This window comes from Exiguobacterium sp. s64, from assembly GCF_018618035.1.
In the GTDB taxonomy this organism is placed as follows: domain Bacteria; phylum Bacillota; class Bacilli; order Exiguobacteriales; family Exiguobacteriaceae; genus Exiguobacterium; species Exiguobacterium mexicanum_A.
Genome location: NZ_JACSLH010000001.1, coordinates 82,572 through 97,590 on the forward strand (window position 1 = coordinate 82,572; position 15,019 = coordinate 97,590).

Genomic DNA, 15,019 nt, shown 5'->3' on the forward strand with positions numbered 1-15,019 from the left:
GTGATCGACGAAGCGTCGATCACTTTTTTGTTGCCTTGTACGTGATAAAGGTCAAAAGGGCGGCGCCAATCACGCTCAGCCAGAGCGTGTCCCAGTTCGGGTCGTCGAGCATGCTCCTCCCGCCGAGGAAGACCATATAACCGAGCACCGCGAGCGTGGCGAGGGTCAAGACGGTCATCCGGATCCGGCGCGGGATGCGGAGCCACCAACCGAATAGTCTGTTCATCAAAAATCGCCTCCACCTACAGTATAGGGGAGGCGACACGAATCAGCTAGGCAATCGAATCCACGCTGAAGTGAAGATTTTTTGATAGCCGACTTCTTTGTAAATCTTGTTCGATGTCGGGTTGCTCAAATCTGTATAGAGCGTACAATATTGTTTCGACGTCAAGAGCTCCCGGCTCAGCTCGGCGACGAGCGAACGGGCATAGCCGCGCTTGCGCAGCGCTTTCGGTGTGTAGACGAACGAGACGGTGACGCCGTTCGCGGTCTCACGCGATTTCTTCGCGCAGGAAACGACCTTGCCGTCGACTTCCCAGACGTACACTTCTTGATTCTCGAGCATCGTCGCAATTTTTTGTGTCGCGTTTGCCTTCGACGAGACCGGCAAACCGGTTTCTTTTTCAAACGCGTTATACGCCTTTACGAGGAACGTCTCATCGTCCTCGGTCGCCCGTCGCATCGACCCTTCCGACAGCGGGATGTCGTTGACGTGATCAAGACGATACAGACCTTGCTCCATGAAGACTTTCGGCTCTCGCGCCGTCAGGATGTACCAGAGCGTGTAGAAATTCATCGCTAGATCAGCTTGCGAGACGACCTCGGTGAATGGGATATCACCATTTAATAGTTCAGGCACGAGCAGACGAAGGACGTCATCCTCTCGCTCGGGCGTAACGAGCACATAGTTGAGCGGATGGGGCGGCGTCACTTGCAGGATCGCGAGCACATCACCGTCATCTTCGACGGTCAGTTGATGATACGACTCGTATCGGCCTTGCTTGATGGCATCGAGCACGCCAATCATCAAGCTGTTCTCGGCCTCATGTTCGAGCAGGTGGGGCATGACACGTTCTTCAAATCCGGATAGGTCGTTCCAACGAATCAGTTCCATGTAAACACCCTTTCTTCGTATGTATGAAAAACGGGCAAACCGCGTGGCCTGCCCGTTTTCCTCATTCTATCAAATTTTGGAGCGTATTATGCGATCTCTTCGCGCGCTTTGGCGTCGTCGAGGAGTTTCGTGTTGCGTTTGAAGTAGTGAACGATCTTGGCGATGGCCCCGTCTCCCGTGACGTTCGTCGCCGTGCCGAAGCTATCTTGTGCCAAATAGAGAGCGATGACGAGACTTTGCATCGTCGCATCGAACCCGAGGATTGAACCGAACAAACCGAGTGAGGCCATAACGGCTCCACCTGGTACGCCTGGTGCCGCGATCATCGTGACGCCGAGGGCGAGGATGAACGGAAGCACGATCGCGTAAGACATCGGCATGCCGTTCAAGTACATGAGGGCGACACCGACCGATGTGAGCGTGATGGTCGACCCTGACAAGTGGATCGTCGCACAGAGCGGGACGACGAAGTTGGCGACGCCCTCGTCCGTGTTGTTCGCTTTCGCTTGGCGAAGCGTGACCGGGATTGTCGCCGCTGACGACTGTGTCCCGATGGCCGTGAAGTAAGCCGGCATCATCGTCTTCAAGAGGCGAAGCGGGTTCTCTTTGTTGAGACCCCCTGCGATTGAGTATTGAATCAAGAGCATCGTCAAGTGTAGGACGATGATTGTGACGAAGACGAGCGAGAACACCGAGAGAATCTCAGCGACTTGTCCGGCATACGTCATGTTCATGAAAATTCCGGCGATGTGAATCGGTAATAGTGGAATGATGACTTTGCTGATGAGTAGTTCAATGATATCGCGGAAATCCATGGCTAGGTCGAGCGAGCGCTTGCTTTCGATGGCGGCAATCCCGATGCCGATGACGAATGCGAGAATGAGCGCCGTCATAACGCCGAATACCGGTGGGATCTCGAATTCCATGAAGCCTTTTAAGAGCGCTTCCTCCGGGCTTTCAGCTGACGCGTTGTTACGTGTCAAAATTTGTGGGAACAGGTTGCTCGTCGCGAAGTAGGCGAGCGTCCCGGCAGCGATTGTCGATACGTATGCGATTAGTGCCGTCAAACCGACCAATTTCCCAGCGCCTTTTCCAAGTTCCCCGATTCCTGGAATGATGAAGGCGAGAATGATGAGTGGGATGGCGAAGCCTAGGAACTGTCCAAAGACCGTGTTGAACGTGACGAACGTCCGGACAATCCAGTTCTGGCTTTCTGGTACGATGCTACCGAGTAGAATCCCGAATGCGATAGCGATGATGATGCGACCTAGAAGGCCAATGCGTAATTTCAAATAAATCATCCTCTCTAAATGTTTGAATTGTTGCTATTTTCGCACATTTCATGCGGTGTTGCCACCCTATCTTTCATTTTTCAACGAAGATTGACGTTTGACAACTTTGAAATAGGGTATCACAAAATGTTGGAGTGGAAAAGGGAGGGACCTTCTTCTTTTCCTAATATACAAACGATGTTATGATTAATTTTGAATAGACGTATAAGGAGGGGTGACGCGTGCAGGTACAACGAACAACAATTCATATCGCGGGTCAAGACTATACGATCGTCAGCGAAGAGCCGGCCGATCATGTGAGGGAAGTGGGCTTTCTGGTCGATAGCAAAATCCGTGAGATTCGTGAACAGTCCCCTCATCTAGACGCTCGTCAGGCAGCGGTGCTCGCCGCTATCCAAATCGCGAGCGATCACGTCAAAACTAAACGAAATACGGGAGAATAAATCACTTTATGGTTACTCTACTTATACTGTTTTTCTTGTTCATCGGAATCGTTAACGGGTTCCGTCGCGGGGCGATCTTGCAGCTCGGCCATTGGGTCGCGCTCATCATCAGTTTCCTCGTCGCCAATGCATACTACCGTGATCTCGCCGAAGCGTTCAAGCTTTGGATTCCGTATCCGTCGCAACTCGATGGAACGCTTCCGAAAGGTGTCATCGATTTAAACGCGCTCACGGGGCTCGAGATGACATTTTATAACGTCTTTTGGTTCGTCGTCTTGTTCGTCATCACGAAACTTGTCTTGCATCTCATTCTATCGATGCTCGACTTCTTGACGGACTTGCCGATCTTGCGCCAATTGAAAGGCATCATCGGTGCCGTCCTCGGTTTCTTCGAGGCGTATGTGATCACGTTCTTCATTTTGTGGGTCATCGCCTTCGTACCGATGGCAAGCGTCCAAAGTGCGGTCGATAACTCGTCGCTCGCGACGTACATCATTCAAGACACGCCATACCTCTCAGAATGGTTCTCGAATAAGATGTTGTAACACGACAGGCCGGAATGCAAGCTAGTGCTTGTGTCTCGGCCTTTTCTGTATGGAAAAGGGGGAATTTCAATGAATAAAGTTGAAGCGATGATGCTGTTAGAAAAAATCGCGCAATATATGGAGATTAAAGGGGAGAACCCGTTCAAAATCAACGCCTTCCGGAAAGCCGCGACGGCGCTCGAGAACACGGAGCTCGAGCTCGAGGACATCGAGGATTTGACGACAATCTCTGGGATCGGCAAAGGGACGGCCGCCGTCCTGCAAGAGTGGCGAGACACGGGGCGGAGCGAAGTGCTCGAGTCACTCCAAGAAGAGATCCCATACGGTCTCATGAAACTGCTCAAAATCCAAGGGCTCGGCGGCAAGAAGCTCGCCAAGCTCCGTGAAATCGGCGTCGTCGACCTCGAGACACTCATTACCGTGTTAGAGGACGGCACGGCCGCGAGCCTGCCGGGATTCGGGGCCAAGAGCGTCGAGAAGTTGCTCACGGCGGCACGGAACCTCGAGTCACGTCCGGAACGTTTGGCGTACGCCATGATGCGTCCGGTCGTCGAAGAGATTGAGATGGTGCTCGAAGCCGAGCCGCTCGTCTTGCGCCATTCGGTCGGAGGCAGTTTCCGCCGTGCCGAGGAGACGTGTAAAGACCTCGACTTCATCATCGCGACCGAGGAACCTGTCGCCCTCCGCGATAAGCTGCTCGCCCTCCCGTTCATCAACGAGGTCATCGCGGCCGGCGAGACAAAAGTGTCGCTCGTCCTTGAGCGCGAGGAGATGGTGTCGGTCGACTTCCGCATGGTCGAACCGGGCGCCTTCGCTGCGACGCTCCATCACTTCACCGGCTCGAAAGACCACAACGTCCGCATGCGCCAGCTCGCCAAGGCGAAGGGTGAGTCGATCTCCGAATATGGCGTCGAGACGGCGGACGGCCTCTGGCAACCAGAGACGGAAGCCGAGCTGTTCGAGCGATACGGTCTGCCGTTCATCCCGCCAGAGCTCCGGGCAGGGAATCTTGAGTTCGAACACGACATCTCGAAGCTCGTGACGCTCGAGGACATCAAGGCCGACGCCCATATGCACACGGTCTGGTCGGACGGGAAGCTGACGGTCGACGAGCTCGTCGCGGCGATGAAAGCGCGCGGCTACGAGTGGATCGCCATCACCGACCACGGCAAATACATGTCGTTCGTCAACGGATTGACCGAGGAACGGCTCGAGGCGCAAGGGGAAGAAATCCTTGAGGCCGCGAAGAAACACGACATGCACGTCCTACGCGGTGTCGAGATGGACATCCGCCCGGACGGGACGCTCGACTATGAGCCCGAGTTCTTGGCGACGCTCGACTACGTCGTCGCCTCGATTCACTCAAAGATGGACCAGTCCGTCGACGAGATCATGGCCCGGCTCGAGAACGCCTGCCGCTCGCCGTACGTCAACGTCATCGCCCATCCGACCGGTCGCCTCATCGGGCGCCGTGACGGCTATCCGATCGATGAGGAGCGCTTGATCGCCCTCGCCAAAGAGACGGGGACGGCGCTCGAGTTGAACGCGAACCCGAACCGGCTCGATTTGACGGCCTCGACGCTGAAGAAAGCGAAGGCGGCCGGCGTCAAACTGATGATCAACACCGACACGCACCACCCTGATATGATGGAAGATATGGCACTCGGCGTCCTGCACGCCCGGAAAGCCTATCTCGAACCGTCAGACATCATCAACTGCCTCTCGTTCGAGGACGCCAAGGCGTTCATCGACGCGAAGCGACAGAAAGGAACATGCTAGATGGATCACGCGTTACGCGTTTTAGAATATGAAAAACTACGCCAGCAGCTCGCCGCCCACGCCGCGAGCTCGCTCGGGAAAGAACGGGCGCTCAATATGCAGCCCGACTATACGTACGACCGGGTATTGTCGAACTTGAACGTCACTCGTGAGGCGACCGAGGTCGTCCGTCTTCGGGATCGTCTCCCGCTCGGCGGGCTGACCGATGTCCGCAGTGAAGTGAAACGGGCCGCCATCGGCTCGGTCCTGTCGACGAGCGAACTGCTCGCCGTCGCCGCCGTCATGTACAGCGGTCGCCAAGTGAAGAACTTCTTCGAGAAGCTTCATGAAGACAATGAAGACCTCCACATCCCGCGCCTCGACGAGTATGCCGAGCGTTTGACGAAGCTGATCGAGGTCGAACAGTCGATCCGTCACGCCATCGACGACCAAGGCACGGTCCAAGATTCAGCAAGCGACCGTCTCCGTGGTCTCCGGACCCAGCTCCGTAGCTTTGAAGGCAGCGTCCGCTCACGGATCGACAACATCCTCCGCAACAACGCGAAGATGCTGTCAGACGCCATCGTCACGATCCGGAACGACCGTTACGTCGTCCCGGTCAAGATGGAGTACCGCCAAGCGTTCGGCGGGATCGTCCACGACCAATCGGCATCGGGCCAGACGCTCTTCATCGAGCCACAGGCGATCGTGTCGATTAACAACGAGATTCAAGAAGTCCGCCTGAAAGAGCGCGCCGAGATCGACCGCATCTTGAGCGAACTGTCGAACCTCGTCGGCGGTGTCGCCGATTCGGTCGTAATCAATCTCGACGTGCTCGCCACGCTCGACTTCGTGTTCGCGAAAGTCGCCTACGGCCATCAGCTCAAAGCGACGGAGCCGAAATTGAACGACGAACGCGAGATCAAGTTGAAACAGGCGCGTCACCCGTTCATCCCGCAAGATGAGGTCGTGCCGATCACGGTCGAGCTCGGTGAGGCGTTCACGTCGCTCGTCATCACCGGACCGAACACCGGCGGTAAGACGGTGACGCTCAAGACGCTCGGATTGCTCCAACTGATGGTGCAGTCAGGTCTGTACGTACCGGCCGAGTTCGGGACGGAGCTGTCCGTCTTTGACGCCATCTATGCCGACATCGGGGATGAGCAGTCAATCGAGCAGAGCTTGTCGACGTTCAGCTCGCACATGACGAACATCGTCAGCATGCTCGACAAGATCGACTTCATGTCACTCGTCCTGTTCGATGAGCTCGGTGCCGGGACCGACCCGCAAGAAGGGGCAGCCCTTGCCATCGCCATCCTCGACGAAGTGAAACGACGCGGCGCCCGTGTGGCGGCGACGACGCATTACTCGGAACTGAAAGCTTACGCCTATAATCGCGAAGGCGTCATGAACGCCTCGATGGAGTTCGATATCGAATCACTCAGCCCGACGTATCGCCTGTTGATTGGCGTACCGGGCCGTTCGAACGCGTTCGAGATCAGTCGACGTCTCGGCTTATCGGAACAAGTCATCGACAAGGCACGGAGCCACATCGGTACCGACGCCGAATCGGTCGAATCGATGATCAACGAGCTCGAGGCGGCCAAGCAACGCGCCGAACAGCTCGAGAAAGAACTCATCGTCAAACGCCACGACCTTGAAGAAGAGCAGGCGGCGTTCGAGGCGAAGCTGACCGATTTCGAGCGCGAGCGCGACACGATGTACGGCGAAGCCGAGGCCCGTGCCGAGAAGGCCGTCGAACAGGCGAAGCGCCAGGCGAACGAAGTCATCGACCGTTTGAAGAAGCTACGCGCAGAAGGGATCGTCAAAGAGCACGAGATCATCGCCGCGAAGAAACAGCTTGAATCGGCGAAACCGACGCTCCAAGAGAAAAAGATCCAAAAAGTGAAACAAAAAGCGCAACAGAAACGTACGTTCAGTAAAGGCGAAGAAGTGAAAGTGACGACGTTCAACCAAAAGGGCTATATCGTGAAGCAATTGAACGACAACGAGTACAACGTCCAAGTCGGGATCATGAAAGTGAACGTCAAAGCGGACGACCTTCAGAAGATCGGCCCATCGAAAGAGCAGTCGCTCCAGTCGAAAGGCAGCTCGCTCAAGCGTCAGAGCTCGACGAAGTCGGAGCTCGACCTGCGCGGCGTCCGGGTCGAAGAAGGGCTTTCCCGCCTCGACAAATATATCGACGAGGCGCTCGTGTCCGGGTATGACAACGTCCGTATCATCCATGGTCTCGGGACCGGTGCGATGCGACAGGCGACACAAGAGTACCTAAAAGGACATCGTCACGTGAAGAGTCAGCGCCCCGGTGGGATGGGGGAAGGCGGACTCGGAGTCACGGTCGTCGAACTGAAGTGAGGGTATGATGATAATGGGGAACGTAACGTTTGGTGTATTGCTTGAATCGCTCGGTCTGTATTCAATCGCCGGACTCATGATTGTCGTCGGTCTCGCCGTCTTCGAGGTGACGACACCGTACAGCAATTGGCGCGAGATTCAAAAAGGAAACATCGCCGTCGCACTCGCGACCGGCGGGAAAATCGTCGGTCTCGCCAACATCTTCCGTGTCGTCGAGAGCCATCACGACCAAACGATGGATGTGTTGGTCGGGGGGAGCTTCGGCTTCTTCCTTCTCTTGACGACGTATTGGTTATTCGAATTTTTGACGCCGTCGCTCAAAGTGAACGAGGAGATCGGGAAAGGGAATATCGCTGTCGGACTGATGGCGTTCCTGCTCTCGATTGGGGTCTCGCTCGTCGTCGGCGCGGCGTTGGTGAGGTGAAGACATGGTATATGAGAGACTAGCGAAGATTCTCTTCATCGGAGCCGGCCTGTTTTTAGTGGCAGCGGCACTGTGGTTTATCTTTTATTGAGGGAAAGCGACGTTTTCGGACGTCGCTTTTTTTGAAAGGGGGAGACAAGTGTGGCAATCGATTTGAACTTTTTGATGACGACGGAAGACTATGTGCTCGAGACGGAGTCGTTCCAGATGAAGGGCGTCACCTATTATCCACTTGAGTGGACGTTTTTCGGGGCAAATGATCCGACGATGTTGCTGACGTGGGACGCGGAACGCGACCGAATCAGTATCCGTTTTGAGCAATATGCGGTATTTCTTGGGACGATCGAGGACCACAGTATGCATGAAGATGGGCTACGCAATGCCTGCCCAATCGTGAAACTGAAGACGTCCCGATTCACACGATTTGCTGCAGAGAACATGGGGACAGAACGTGTCAACACGTACCGAGGCGAACTATCCCATTATGTGATTCGGACGTTTGAACAAGAGTTTCACGTCTTGGCGTACGAAGACCCGACCGTCATCGACTTGGGGAAAGCCGGGGATACAGGGGTTGTGGTCGAAACCACAGATGAACTTTCTTAAGAAAATCTAGCAGATGCGGAGGAGGGTCGATGATGAAGAAGTTACTCTTATCCGTCGCTCTGTTCGCAGGAGCAATGCTTGCTTTAACCGGTTGCGGAGGAACGGACACGGTTGAAACGATTGACGACAGACCCGTTATTCATTTCGATGCCGGTTCAATCATTTCGTCAGCACGCGACCATCAAATCAAGATGCTCACGCTATCGAGTGTTCCGACCGATGTCGTTGCCATATCCGGAGCGGTTAAAGAGTTGCAGGGCATGCAAGCAGACAACGACATATACTCGACCGAACTGGAGGGCTTGCAACATGAGGATTCCTCGGCCGTTCAGTTCAAAGACCTCATTGTCGAATATTTAGAAGCTGAAAACGCGTATATCGATCAAACCATCGAGGCCTTATACGGTGGAGGCACGAGCCGCCCAAGTCGATTTTCGATGGAGTCGCTCTACTCGCGAACAAACGCAAACGTGTCAGACTTTCGATATGAGCCAAAATGAATGACTAAATAATATGAAAACGTGTATGCAGATGATGTGATACACGTTTTCAGCATCTACATCGACGTATTCAAAAGCCTCAATCTAACCGAGTACATCTCACAGCCCTAAACTCAGCTATGTGATGTAATGCGTGGTGAGGTTTTTTTGGTTTTTAGTTGGTGAAAAAATCAACTGTTAAGAAAGCGATCAATCTAAGCTGAAATGTTTCTCTAGACGAGCTTAAAGGAAACAGTATATAGCTGAGTAAAATTCAAATGATGAGGACTAGAGAAGGGGATGAAAGGTAAACATGTTGAATGGAGCAAAATTTTTCGAGCAGTTAGTGATCAATGTCGTGAAATTACCAGGGGTGAAAGTAGATCGAACAGAGTTTTTAGCAAAAAGTTTTAGTAAGCACGTGACCGCGAAACAATTAGCCGACATCCTTGAAAAAGGACCGGTTCAATCAAACGTTTCAAAAAAGTTGATTCGACGAGTCGCGAAGAAGACCATTTTGAATCGAACGATGAAAAGTTCATCGGCTTCGTTTGCCGCGGGGTTACCTGGTGGGGTGGTCATGGCGGCCACTGTTCCAGCGGACACGGCTCAATTCTTTGGTGTAGCGCTTCGAGTGGCTCAAGAAATTGGTTATATCTATGGATATGAAGATTTTTGGAGTGAGAATGGCTTAGATGTCAATCGAGTGAGCGGAGAATTGATTTTGTTTCTCGGTGTCATGTTTGGTGTAGGTGGAGCGACGGCCACCATTAAAGTGTTGTCTTCTCAATTATCCAAACAAGCATTGAAGAAAATTCCGAATCGAGCAATGATGCAGACCATCTATTATCCGATTCTTAAGAAGATGGGAAGCTACATCGGATTGAAGATGACGAGAAAATCTTTCGCGCAAGGGATCTCTAAAGTGATTCCGATCGCTGGCGGCGTGATTTCAGGTTGGATCACGTATTCATCCATGCATCAAATGGGGAATAGACTACTGACAGCACTTGAAGAAAGCATGGATCTCTCTGATGAGGAACTTGTAGCGAGTATCAAAGAGATGAAACAAGAAATTCCGAACATGACTGAGAAAGATTTCGGGATTTTGCAAGGGAGTGTGTAAGCAAGGAGATGAAAATAAGTCTGGCAGACGGTGACGAGCGGTAGAAGGACATCATGAGTGTAACGGAGGAGACGACATGAAATCGTATGAAATTGAATTCCATATGATCAATGATGAGGTGTTGACGCAAGTGGTGGAAGCGGAGAGTCGCTATGCGGCGCTCGAATCGATTTATCAATCGTTCCGTCATGCGACGGACGGATTCGTTCAGTTCGAGGATGAGTGGATCATCTTTCTTGACCATGTCGTGTATGTGAAGGCGTTTGAGATTGTAGAGTAGGGGGTAGCTATGGGGAAGCATAACAAGTTGGTTCGAGACCGTGTGCCTGAACTGATTCAAGCAGAAGGGAAGCAGGTCATCGTCAAGCACTTGAATCAGGCCGAACATTTCGAACAAGCACGACTGAAGCTATATGAAGAATTAAAAGAGTATGAAGATGCGAATATTGATGAGGAGTGCCTTGAAGAGCTGGCAGATATCCTTGAACTCGCGTATGAACTAGGGAAGATGCATGGGGCTTCGTTTGAAGAGATGAATGCGATTCGTGCCGAGAAGCGGGAACGGAAAGGTGGATTTGAGAAGGGATTTTTTTTGGAGGAAGTTCTAGAGTGAAAAGTTACAGCCTGCAAACTAGTAATGAGTTTGCAGGCTGTCTTTTAATTAAATGGCAATTCTTTAACTAAATCTTCAGTGTGAAACTCTCGATTCTCATATTCATTCATCAAATCTAGATATGCATTTTGAGCAGTTTCAGGGTCGGTCAAGAATACTTCTAGCTTTTTGTAAAGCATATCCAGTCCACCAGCTGCATACTCCTCAATGATTTCAAAGTTATCAAGAGGAGCATCTTCTGTGTCATCACTTGCATCGTGATCCACTGAAAAGCTTTCAAATGCGTCTTCTAGATGCATAATTAATTTCATGAACTGTAAATCTTGTTCTGAAAAAATTCCTAGCAAAATTTCTGGACCGGCTTTAATTTTCTTTCTACGCTCGTTACTGTAGCCAAACAATAACGCTGCCATAAATGTGTCTTTGTATGTCTCAAACAATTGAGCATCTTCTCTTAACGCCGTGTACATATGATCTTGTGTGCTATCACGACGAACTGATCGCTTTGCCATTACATTACCTCCGCAATTTCAGTATATTCTCCTGAAACTTCATTCGTGTGATTGAGAAGTTTATAAGATTTACCTACCCGGTGATTAATCGCTTCGTCTACTTCGCCACGCCATTGCGAGGTAGATACGATTACAACTACTTGATCAGATAATTTAGGAAGATTCGTAGCTACCCGAGAACGATGATCGGCATCAAGTGCTCCAAACGGAGAATCCATGACGAGGGGGAAAATGTTTCCGAGCTTTAAATCTTCATCTAAAGCATGACCTTTTTCTTTATCTTTATATTCCCGCGTTAAATCTACAATAGCTCCGATAAAAGCCAAGCTTGTGATTTGAGATTCACCTTGAGACAGCCCGATATTTCCTCCATTCACATCAGACACAAGTAACTCGTAATTATCGGTCAATGAAATCGGATAATCTTTTCTTAACAACTGCGAATAGGTTAACTTAATTTTCTCTTCTAATTCAGATTTAACTTGAGATTCTCTTAATTTTAATAGACCGACCAAAGTATCCTTTACTTTAGTCGCAGACTCCAGAGCAAGTTGAAGTTTGAGTTGTCGCTCTTCGGCCTTAGTTAATTTACTTACTTCTTTATTCAAAAGCTCTTCTTCTTTTGAAAGTTCATCAATGGAACGGATTAAATCGTCAATTTGTGTCTCAGCTTTAACAATAGCAGTTCGGACTGCTGACTCTTTTTCAATTAAATTGCTAGAGTTTTCGATATTGCGTGAACTCGTCTTCATCCGCTCTTCAATTTCTCGTAATTCCTCTTCAAATGTTTGAAGTGTTGCTCGCAATTCTTCGCGCTCGCTAATCAATCGTTTTATTTCTGAGTAAAAATGTGTTCTAGCAACTTCCCAACCGCTTAACTGAAAATAAAGATGATCCATTTCGTTTTTCGATGTTGATAAATCCAACACTTCATTTTGTACTTTTTCTAATGTTGAAATAGAGGCTGATTCGAGTTCATGTCCACAAAGACATTTTCCATTTGAAAGTAAAGATGGAATCAGCTCGGGATGAATCAACTTCTCAATTGTATCTCGCTGATCTGTGCGGGCGATCCGCTGGAATCTCTTGATTGGTAACTTCGAGAAAGCAAGGTACCCGGAATTGGACAACTGAGTTCTTAGTTCTTTTAGTTTGTCATCAAATGCATTCTTCGTTTCGGTAATGGATTCAACCAGATGGTCCCGAGTTGTTTGAAAAGTTCTAGTCTCCTCTCCATTTCGAAGCGCATTCTCGATGCTTTTTAATTCGTTTTGAGCGGCTGACAGTTCTTGTTTTGTTTCAGCTAACTGATGTTTCTTTTTTACTTTGTCTTCTTCAAGTTGATTGATTCGCAAGTATTTCTCGCTCAATTCACTTTTTACGTTTTTTGATACTTCGTCACGTAACTTCACGATGGTTTTACTTAGATGCTCAATTGAATTATCAAATAGTTCTAATCCCATCATTCGTTTGATGGAGTCTCGAATTTCAGAATAAGCCTCTTTCTTTCCTAAGTGGTCCATCCGCTCTCCATCGAAGAAAAAGAACGTATGGAGTTTGTATGGTAAAATTCGATTAATTTCATAAGCAATATCTCTAATTTTTGTTGATTGATTTGTAGCAATATTACGCTTAGTAAGTTCAACTTTTTGATTCACAGTCTTATTTTTTGGGAGATTGAGTACGTTTGTCTCGTCATCATATTTTGCATGTAGAAGCCGACGAAGGTCATATTCGTAGTCGTTGTGTTCGAATCTAATTCGAACTGATGTACTTAAATCTTCTTGATGATTTGTGCTTTCATGAATGGCTTTGTTATTAAAAATAGACTCAGGGTTCGGTAGTTTGAGTTCTCGGCCATAAAACCCCCAAATTAATGCGGTCAATAGTGCCGTTTTACCACTACCATTTTCTCCATGGATGACAGTAACATTTTTTCCTGATCCGTGAGCAAATTCAATTTCATTCTGGCCATAATACTGACGAAAATTTTCAATGACGATTTGCTTAAGAATCATGTCAGATGTACTCCTTTTTAATGAGTTTTGAGAATTCATCGGGCAGTTGTGCAGCGGTAAATGATCCTTCTTTGTCTAAGTAGTCTTTTTCTAATCGAATAATATTTTGAAGAATTTGTTGTTCTATTTCTGTTAGATTGTTTAATAATGCATACACATCTTGTTCATTAGATGATTGGTTCGGATTCATTGAATTCACCTCATAGTTCGTTATAGATCGACTAAATTAAATGCTTCTTTAATTGGAGTTAAGACACGAAGTGCTTGATAATGGTTTTCAGATATTGATGCAAATTCATTAACTCGTTTCAGTTCATTCATTAAAAGTCGTCTTTCAATGTTAAACTCTTTGTCAGTCAGCAAGTCAATTTCTGACAAGGGGCGTGGAATAACGATATAGTCGTGAATGTAGGCGTACTCTTTTCCCGGGTGTTTTCTTAATATTCTTCCGCGGCGTTGGATAAACTCCTTAGGATTAGTCGTGCTCGCTAAAATGTAAGCGGTCTCAGCAGAAGGGACGTCTACGCCTTCATCCAAACAACGAATGGCAACAAGCGCCTGAATGGTGTTCTCTGAAAAATCTTTTAAGAGCTCCTGCCGAAGTTCTTTTGTTTCAGTCGAAGTGAAGGTTTTAGCTACAATCCTCAAATTGTCGTTTAAGAATTGAGCAATATGATCGACATGACGTTGATCTTCCTTAGAATGATCACCACAATACACAATGGTATGAGTTAGGTTATCTTGGGTACTAAGTTGCTGTTTCAACAATATATCTTTTTCTTGCGCCGCATTAATTAAACGGGCTCGCTTAATTAATAGCATTTCCAACATTCCAGTGTCACTTCCGGAAGATTCGATTGATTTGTCCTCAGAAAGATTAATCAATTTTGAGATTTTATTTGTAAGCTCATGATAAATTTCAAGCTCTTCTTCAGTAAGGGACACCAAATGAGGATAATAATAATACTTCGTCAAAAACCCTTTTTGAATGGCCTCTTCCAAAGTAAACTGATATATTGATCCACCAAAATAATTTAGCAGTTGCTCGGTTCCAATTTCATCATGATGTCGAATCGGCGTAGCACTGAGAGCTAGTCGATTTTTAAATTGTGTTGGGAGAGACTGTAACGATTGTTTAGTACCCAAGTTGTGTGCTTCATCGGCGACAAGCATGCCAGCATCTGAAATTCTACTAAGTTGAGCCTGGAAATGATCATTTTTGAATGTACTGTTGGTAGTAATGACGCACATGAAGTTTTTGATTTTAAAATTATATTGCGTGATTTTTCCTGAAAGAGTAGTGCTCCATTGGGACTTTGAACCGTAACATAGAATTGGATCCATGCCAAAGGCTCTTGCATCCTTTGCCCATTGATCTACTAAGTGCTGGTAAGGGCATAAAATGATGACGGCCAGTCGCCCAGTCTCTTCCACTCGTTTTGTGATAGCAGTAAGAGCCGTAAGGGTTTTCCCAGTACCGGTAGCCATCTCTAATAGACCGTGATAATTATTGGCTCGCCATTTGGAGATTGCTTCAAGTTGATAGTCTCGAGGCATAAACCATGTAGGTAAAGAAGGGAATTGAGTGGTTGAATCCATATTATAGCTCCTTTATCATATATAGAAGTAGGTAAAACCTACCATATACTCTTATTATAGATATAATAAAGGATATAGTTAATAAAAAAGTTATTAAGGTTGATTGAAAGGAAT

General features: G+C 48.7%; 17 protein-coding genes. 10 read left to right on the forward strand and 7 right to left on the reverse strand.

The window, feature by feature from the left end; translation table 11 throughout:
- Nucleotides 1-19 precede the first annotated feature (19 nt).
- From KNP64_RS00445 to KNP64_RS00455, 3 genes are all read right to left on the reverse strand, one after another.
- The gene (locus KNP64_RS00445; protein ID WP_138859809.1) at nucleotides 20-226 is read right to left on the reverse strand and encodes a hypothetical protein; all 207 of its coding nucleotides are present in this window, start codon (nucleotides 224-226) and stop codon (nucleotides 20-22) included.
- A gap of 42 nt (nucleotides 227-268) precedes the next feature.
- Nucleotides 269-1,114, reverse strand: coding sequence for a GNAT family N-acetyltransferase (locus KNP64_RS00450; RefSeq protein ID WP_214791717.1), 846 nt, complete (start codon nucleotides 1,112-1,114; stop codon nucleotides 269-271).
- Nucleotides 1,115-1,200: 86 nt separating this feature from the next.
- Complete coding sequence (locus KNP64_RS00455; RefSeq protein ID WP_138859807.1) at nucleotides 1,201-2,415, reverse strand: dicarboxylate/amino acid:cation symporter; 1,215 nt, start codon at nucleotides 2,413-2,415, stop codon at nucleotides 1,201-1,203.
- A 212-nt stretch (nucleotides 2,416-2,627) separates the two neighbouring features.
- Between KNP64_RS00455 and zapA the strand changes: the two genes are divergently transcribed.
- From zapA to KNP64_RS00505, 10 genes are all read left to right on the forward strand, one after another.
- Entirely contained in the window at nucleotides 2,628-2,849 is a 222-nt protein-coding gene (zapA, locus tag KNP64_RS14790) for a cell division protein ZapA (RefSeq protein ID WP_021066785.1), read from the forward strand.
- An 8-nt stretch (nucleotides 2,850-2,857) separates the two neighbouring features.
- Complete coding sequence (locus tag KNP64_RS00465; protein WP_034776712.1) at nucleotides 2,858-3,394, forward strand: CvpA family protein; 537 nt, start codon at nucleotides 2,858-2,860, stop codon at nucleotides 3,392-3,394.
- Nucleotides 3,395-3,457: 63 nt separating this feature from the next.
- Nucleotides 3,458-5,173, forward strand: a complete 1,716-nt coding sequence (gene polX, locus KNP64_RS00470) for a DNA polymerase/3'-5' exonuclease PolX (protein ID WP_214791806.1) — start codon at nucleotides 3,458-3,460, stop codon at nucleotides 5,171-5,173.
- A complete protein-coding gene (locus tag KNP64_RS00475) occupies nucleotides 5,174-7,528 on the forward strand; it encodes an endonuclease MutS2 (protein ID WP_214791714.1) in 2,355 nt (784 codons plus the stop codon).
- Nucleotides 7,529-7,541: 13 nt separating this feature from the next.
- Nucleotides 7,542-7,952, forward strand: a complete 411-nt coding sequence (locus tag KNP64_RS00480; protein WP_240731249.1) for a DUF350 domain-containing protein — start codon at nucleotides 7,542-7,544, stop codon at nucleotides 7,950-7,952.
- Nucleotides 7,953-8,093: 141 nt separating this feature from the next.
- Nucleotides 8,094-8,558, forward strand: coding sequence for a hypothetical protein (locus KNP64_RS00485; protein ID WP_214791712.1), 465 nt, complete (start codon nucleotides 8,094-8,096; stop codon nucleotides 8,556-8,558).
- A 32-nt stretch (nucleotides 8,559-8,590) separates the two neighbouring features.
- Nucleotides 8,591-9,058, forward strand: coding sequence for a hypothetical protein (locus KNP64_RS00490; RefSeq protein ID WP_214791710.1), 468 nt, complete (start codon nucleotides 8,591-8,593; stop codon nucleotides 9,056-9,058).
- Between the two features lie 292 nt (nucleotides 9,059-9,350).
- Nucleotides 9,351-10,163, forward strand: a complete 813-nt coding sequence (locus KNP64_RS00495; RefSeq protein ID WP_214791707.1) for an EcsC family protein — start codon at nucleotides 9,351-9,353, stop codon at nucleotides 10,161-10,163.
- Between the two features lie 76 nt (nucleotides 10,164-10,239).
- On the forward strand, nucleotides 10,240-10,443 hold the full coding sequence (locus tag KNP64_RS00500; RefSeq protein WP_034776722.1) for a hypothetical protein: 204 nt from the start codon (nucleotides 10,240-10,242) through the stop codon (nucleotides 10,441-10,443).
- A gap of 9 nt (nucleotides 10,444-10,452) precedes the next feature.
- The gene (locus tag KNP64_RS00505) at nucleotides 10,453-10,776 is read left to right on the forward strand and encodes a nucleoside triphosphate pyrophosphohydrolase (RefSeq protein ID WP_214791705.1); all 324 of its coding nucleotides are present in this window, start codon (nucleotides 10,453-10,455) and stop codon (nucleotides 10,774-10,776) included.
- A gap of 44 nt (nucleotides 10,777-10,820) precedes the next feature.
- On the opposite strand, the gene KNP64_RS00510 is transcribed toward KNP64_RS00505, so the two are convergent.
- The 4 genes from KNP64_RS00510 to KNP64_RS00525 are packed head-to-tail and all read right to left on the reverse strand — an operon-like array spanning nucleotide 10,821 to nucleotide 14,905.
- A complete protein-coding gene (locus tag KNP64_RS00510) occupies nucleotides 10,821-11,288 on the reverse strand; it encodes a hypothetical protein (RefSeq protein WP_214791703.1) in 468 nt (155 codons plus the stop codon).
- Nucleotides 11,288-13,306, reverse strand: coding sequence for an AAA family ATPase (locus tag KNP64_RS00515; protein ID WP_214763741.1), 2,019 nt, complete (start codon nucleotides 13,304-13,306; stop codon nucleotides 11,288-11,290). The genes KNP64_RS00510 and KNP64_RS00515 overlap by 1 nt, the downstream gene beginning before the upstream one ends.
- A 1-nt stretch (nucleotide 13,307) precedes the next feature.
- Nucleotides 13,308-13,496, reverse strand: coding sequence for a hypothetical protein (locus KNP64_RS00520; RefSeq protein WP_128122838.1), 189 nt, complete (start codon nucleotides 13,494-13,496; stop codon nucleotides 13,308-13,310).
- A 20-nt stretch (nucleotides 13,497-13,516) separates the two neighbouring features.
- On the reverse strand, nucleotides 13,517-14,905 hold the full coding sequence (locus KNP64_RS00525; RefSeq protein ID WP_214763742.1) for a DNA phosphorothioation system restriction enzyme: 1,389 nt from the start codon (nucleotides 14,903-14,905) through the stop codon (nucleotides 13,517-13,519).
- Nucleotides 14,906-15,019 lie beyond the last annotated feature (114 nt).

What these genes read in the sequence shown, in the direction of transcription:
- KNP64_RS00445 (WP_138859809.1), bottom strand. Translation starts at nt 226, where the DNA reads ATGAACAGACTATTCGGTTGGTGGCTCCGCATCCCGCGCCGGATCCGG.
- KNP64_RS00450 (WP_214791717.1), bottom strand. Translation starts at nt 1,114, where the DNA reads ATGGAACTGATTCGTTGGAACGACCTATCCGGATTTGAAGAACGTGTC.
- KNP64_RS00455 (WP_138859807.1), bottom strand. Translation starts at nt 2,415, where the DNA reads ATGATTTATTTGAAATTACGCATTGGCCTTCTAGGTCGCATCATCATC.
- KNP64_RS00465 (WP_034776712.1), top strand. Translation starts at nt 2,858, where the DNA reads ATGGTTACTCTACTTATACTGTTTTTCTTGTTCATCGGAATCGTTAAC.
- KNP64_RS00475 (WP_214791714.1), top strand. Translation starts at nt 5,174, where the DNA reads ATGGATCACGCGTTACGCGTTTTAGAATATGAAAAACTACGCCAGCAG.
- KNP64_RS00480 (WP_240731249.1), top strand. Translation starts at nt 7,542, where the DNA reads ATGGGGAACGTAACGTTTGGTGTATTGCTTGAATCGCTCGGTCTGTAT.
- KNP64_RS00490 (WP_214791710.1), top strand. Translation starts at nt 8,591, where the DNA reads ATGAAGAAGTTACTCTTATCCGTCGCTCTGTTCGCAGGAGCAATGCTT.
- KNP64_RS00495 (WP_214791707.1), top strand. Translation starts at nt 9,351, where the DNA reads ATGTTGAATGGAGCAAAATTTTTCGAGCAGTTAGTGATCAATGTCGTG.
- KNP64_RS00500 (WP_034776722.1), top strand. Translation starts at nt 10,240, where the DNA reads ATGAAATCGTATGAAATTGAATTCCATATGATCAATGATGAGGTGTTG.
- KNP64_RS00505 (WP_214791705.1), top strand. Translation starts at nt 10,453, where the DNA reads ATGGGGAAGCATAACAAGTTGGTTCGAGACCGTGTGCCTGAACTGATT.
- KNP64_RS00510 (WP_214791703.1), bottom strand. Translation starts at nt 11,288, where the DNA reads ATGGCAAAGCGATCAGTTCGTCGTGATAGCACACAAGATCATATGTAC.
- KNP64_RS00515 (WP_214763741.1), bottom strand. Translation starts at nt 13,306, where the DNA reads ATGATTCTTAAGCAAATCGTCATTGAAAATTTTCGTCAGTATTATGGC.
- KNP64_RS00520 (WP_128122838.1), bottom strand. Translation starts at nt 13,496, where the DNA reads ATGAATCCGAACCAATCATCTAATGAACAAGATGTGTATGCATTATTA.
- KNP64_RS00525 (WP_214763742.1), bottom strand. Translation starts at nt 14,905, where the DNA reads ATGGATTCAACCACTCAATTCCCTTCTTTACCTACATGGTTTATGCCT.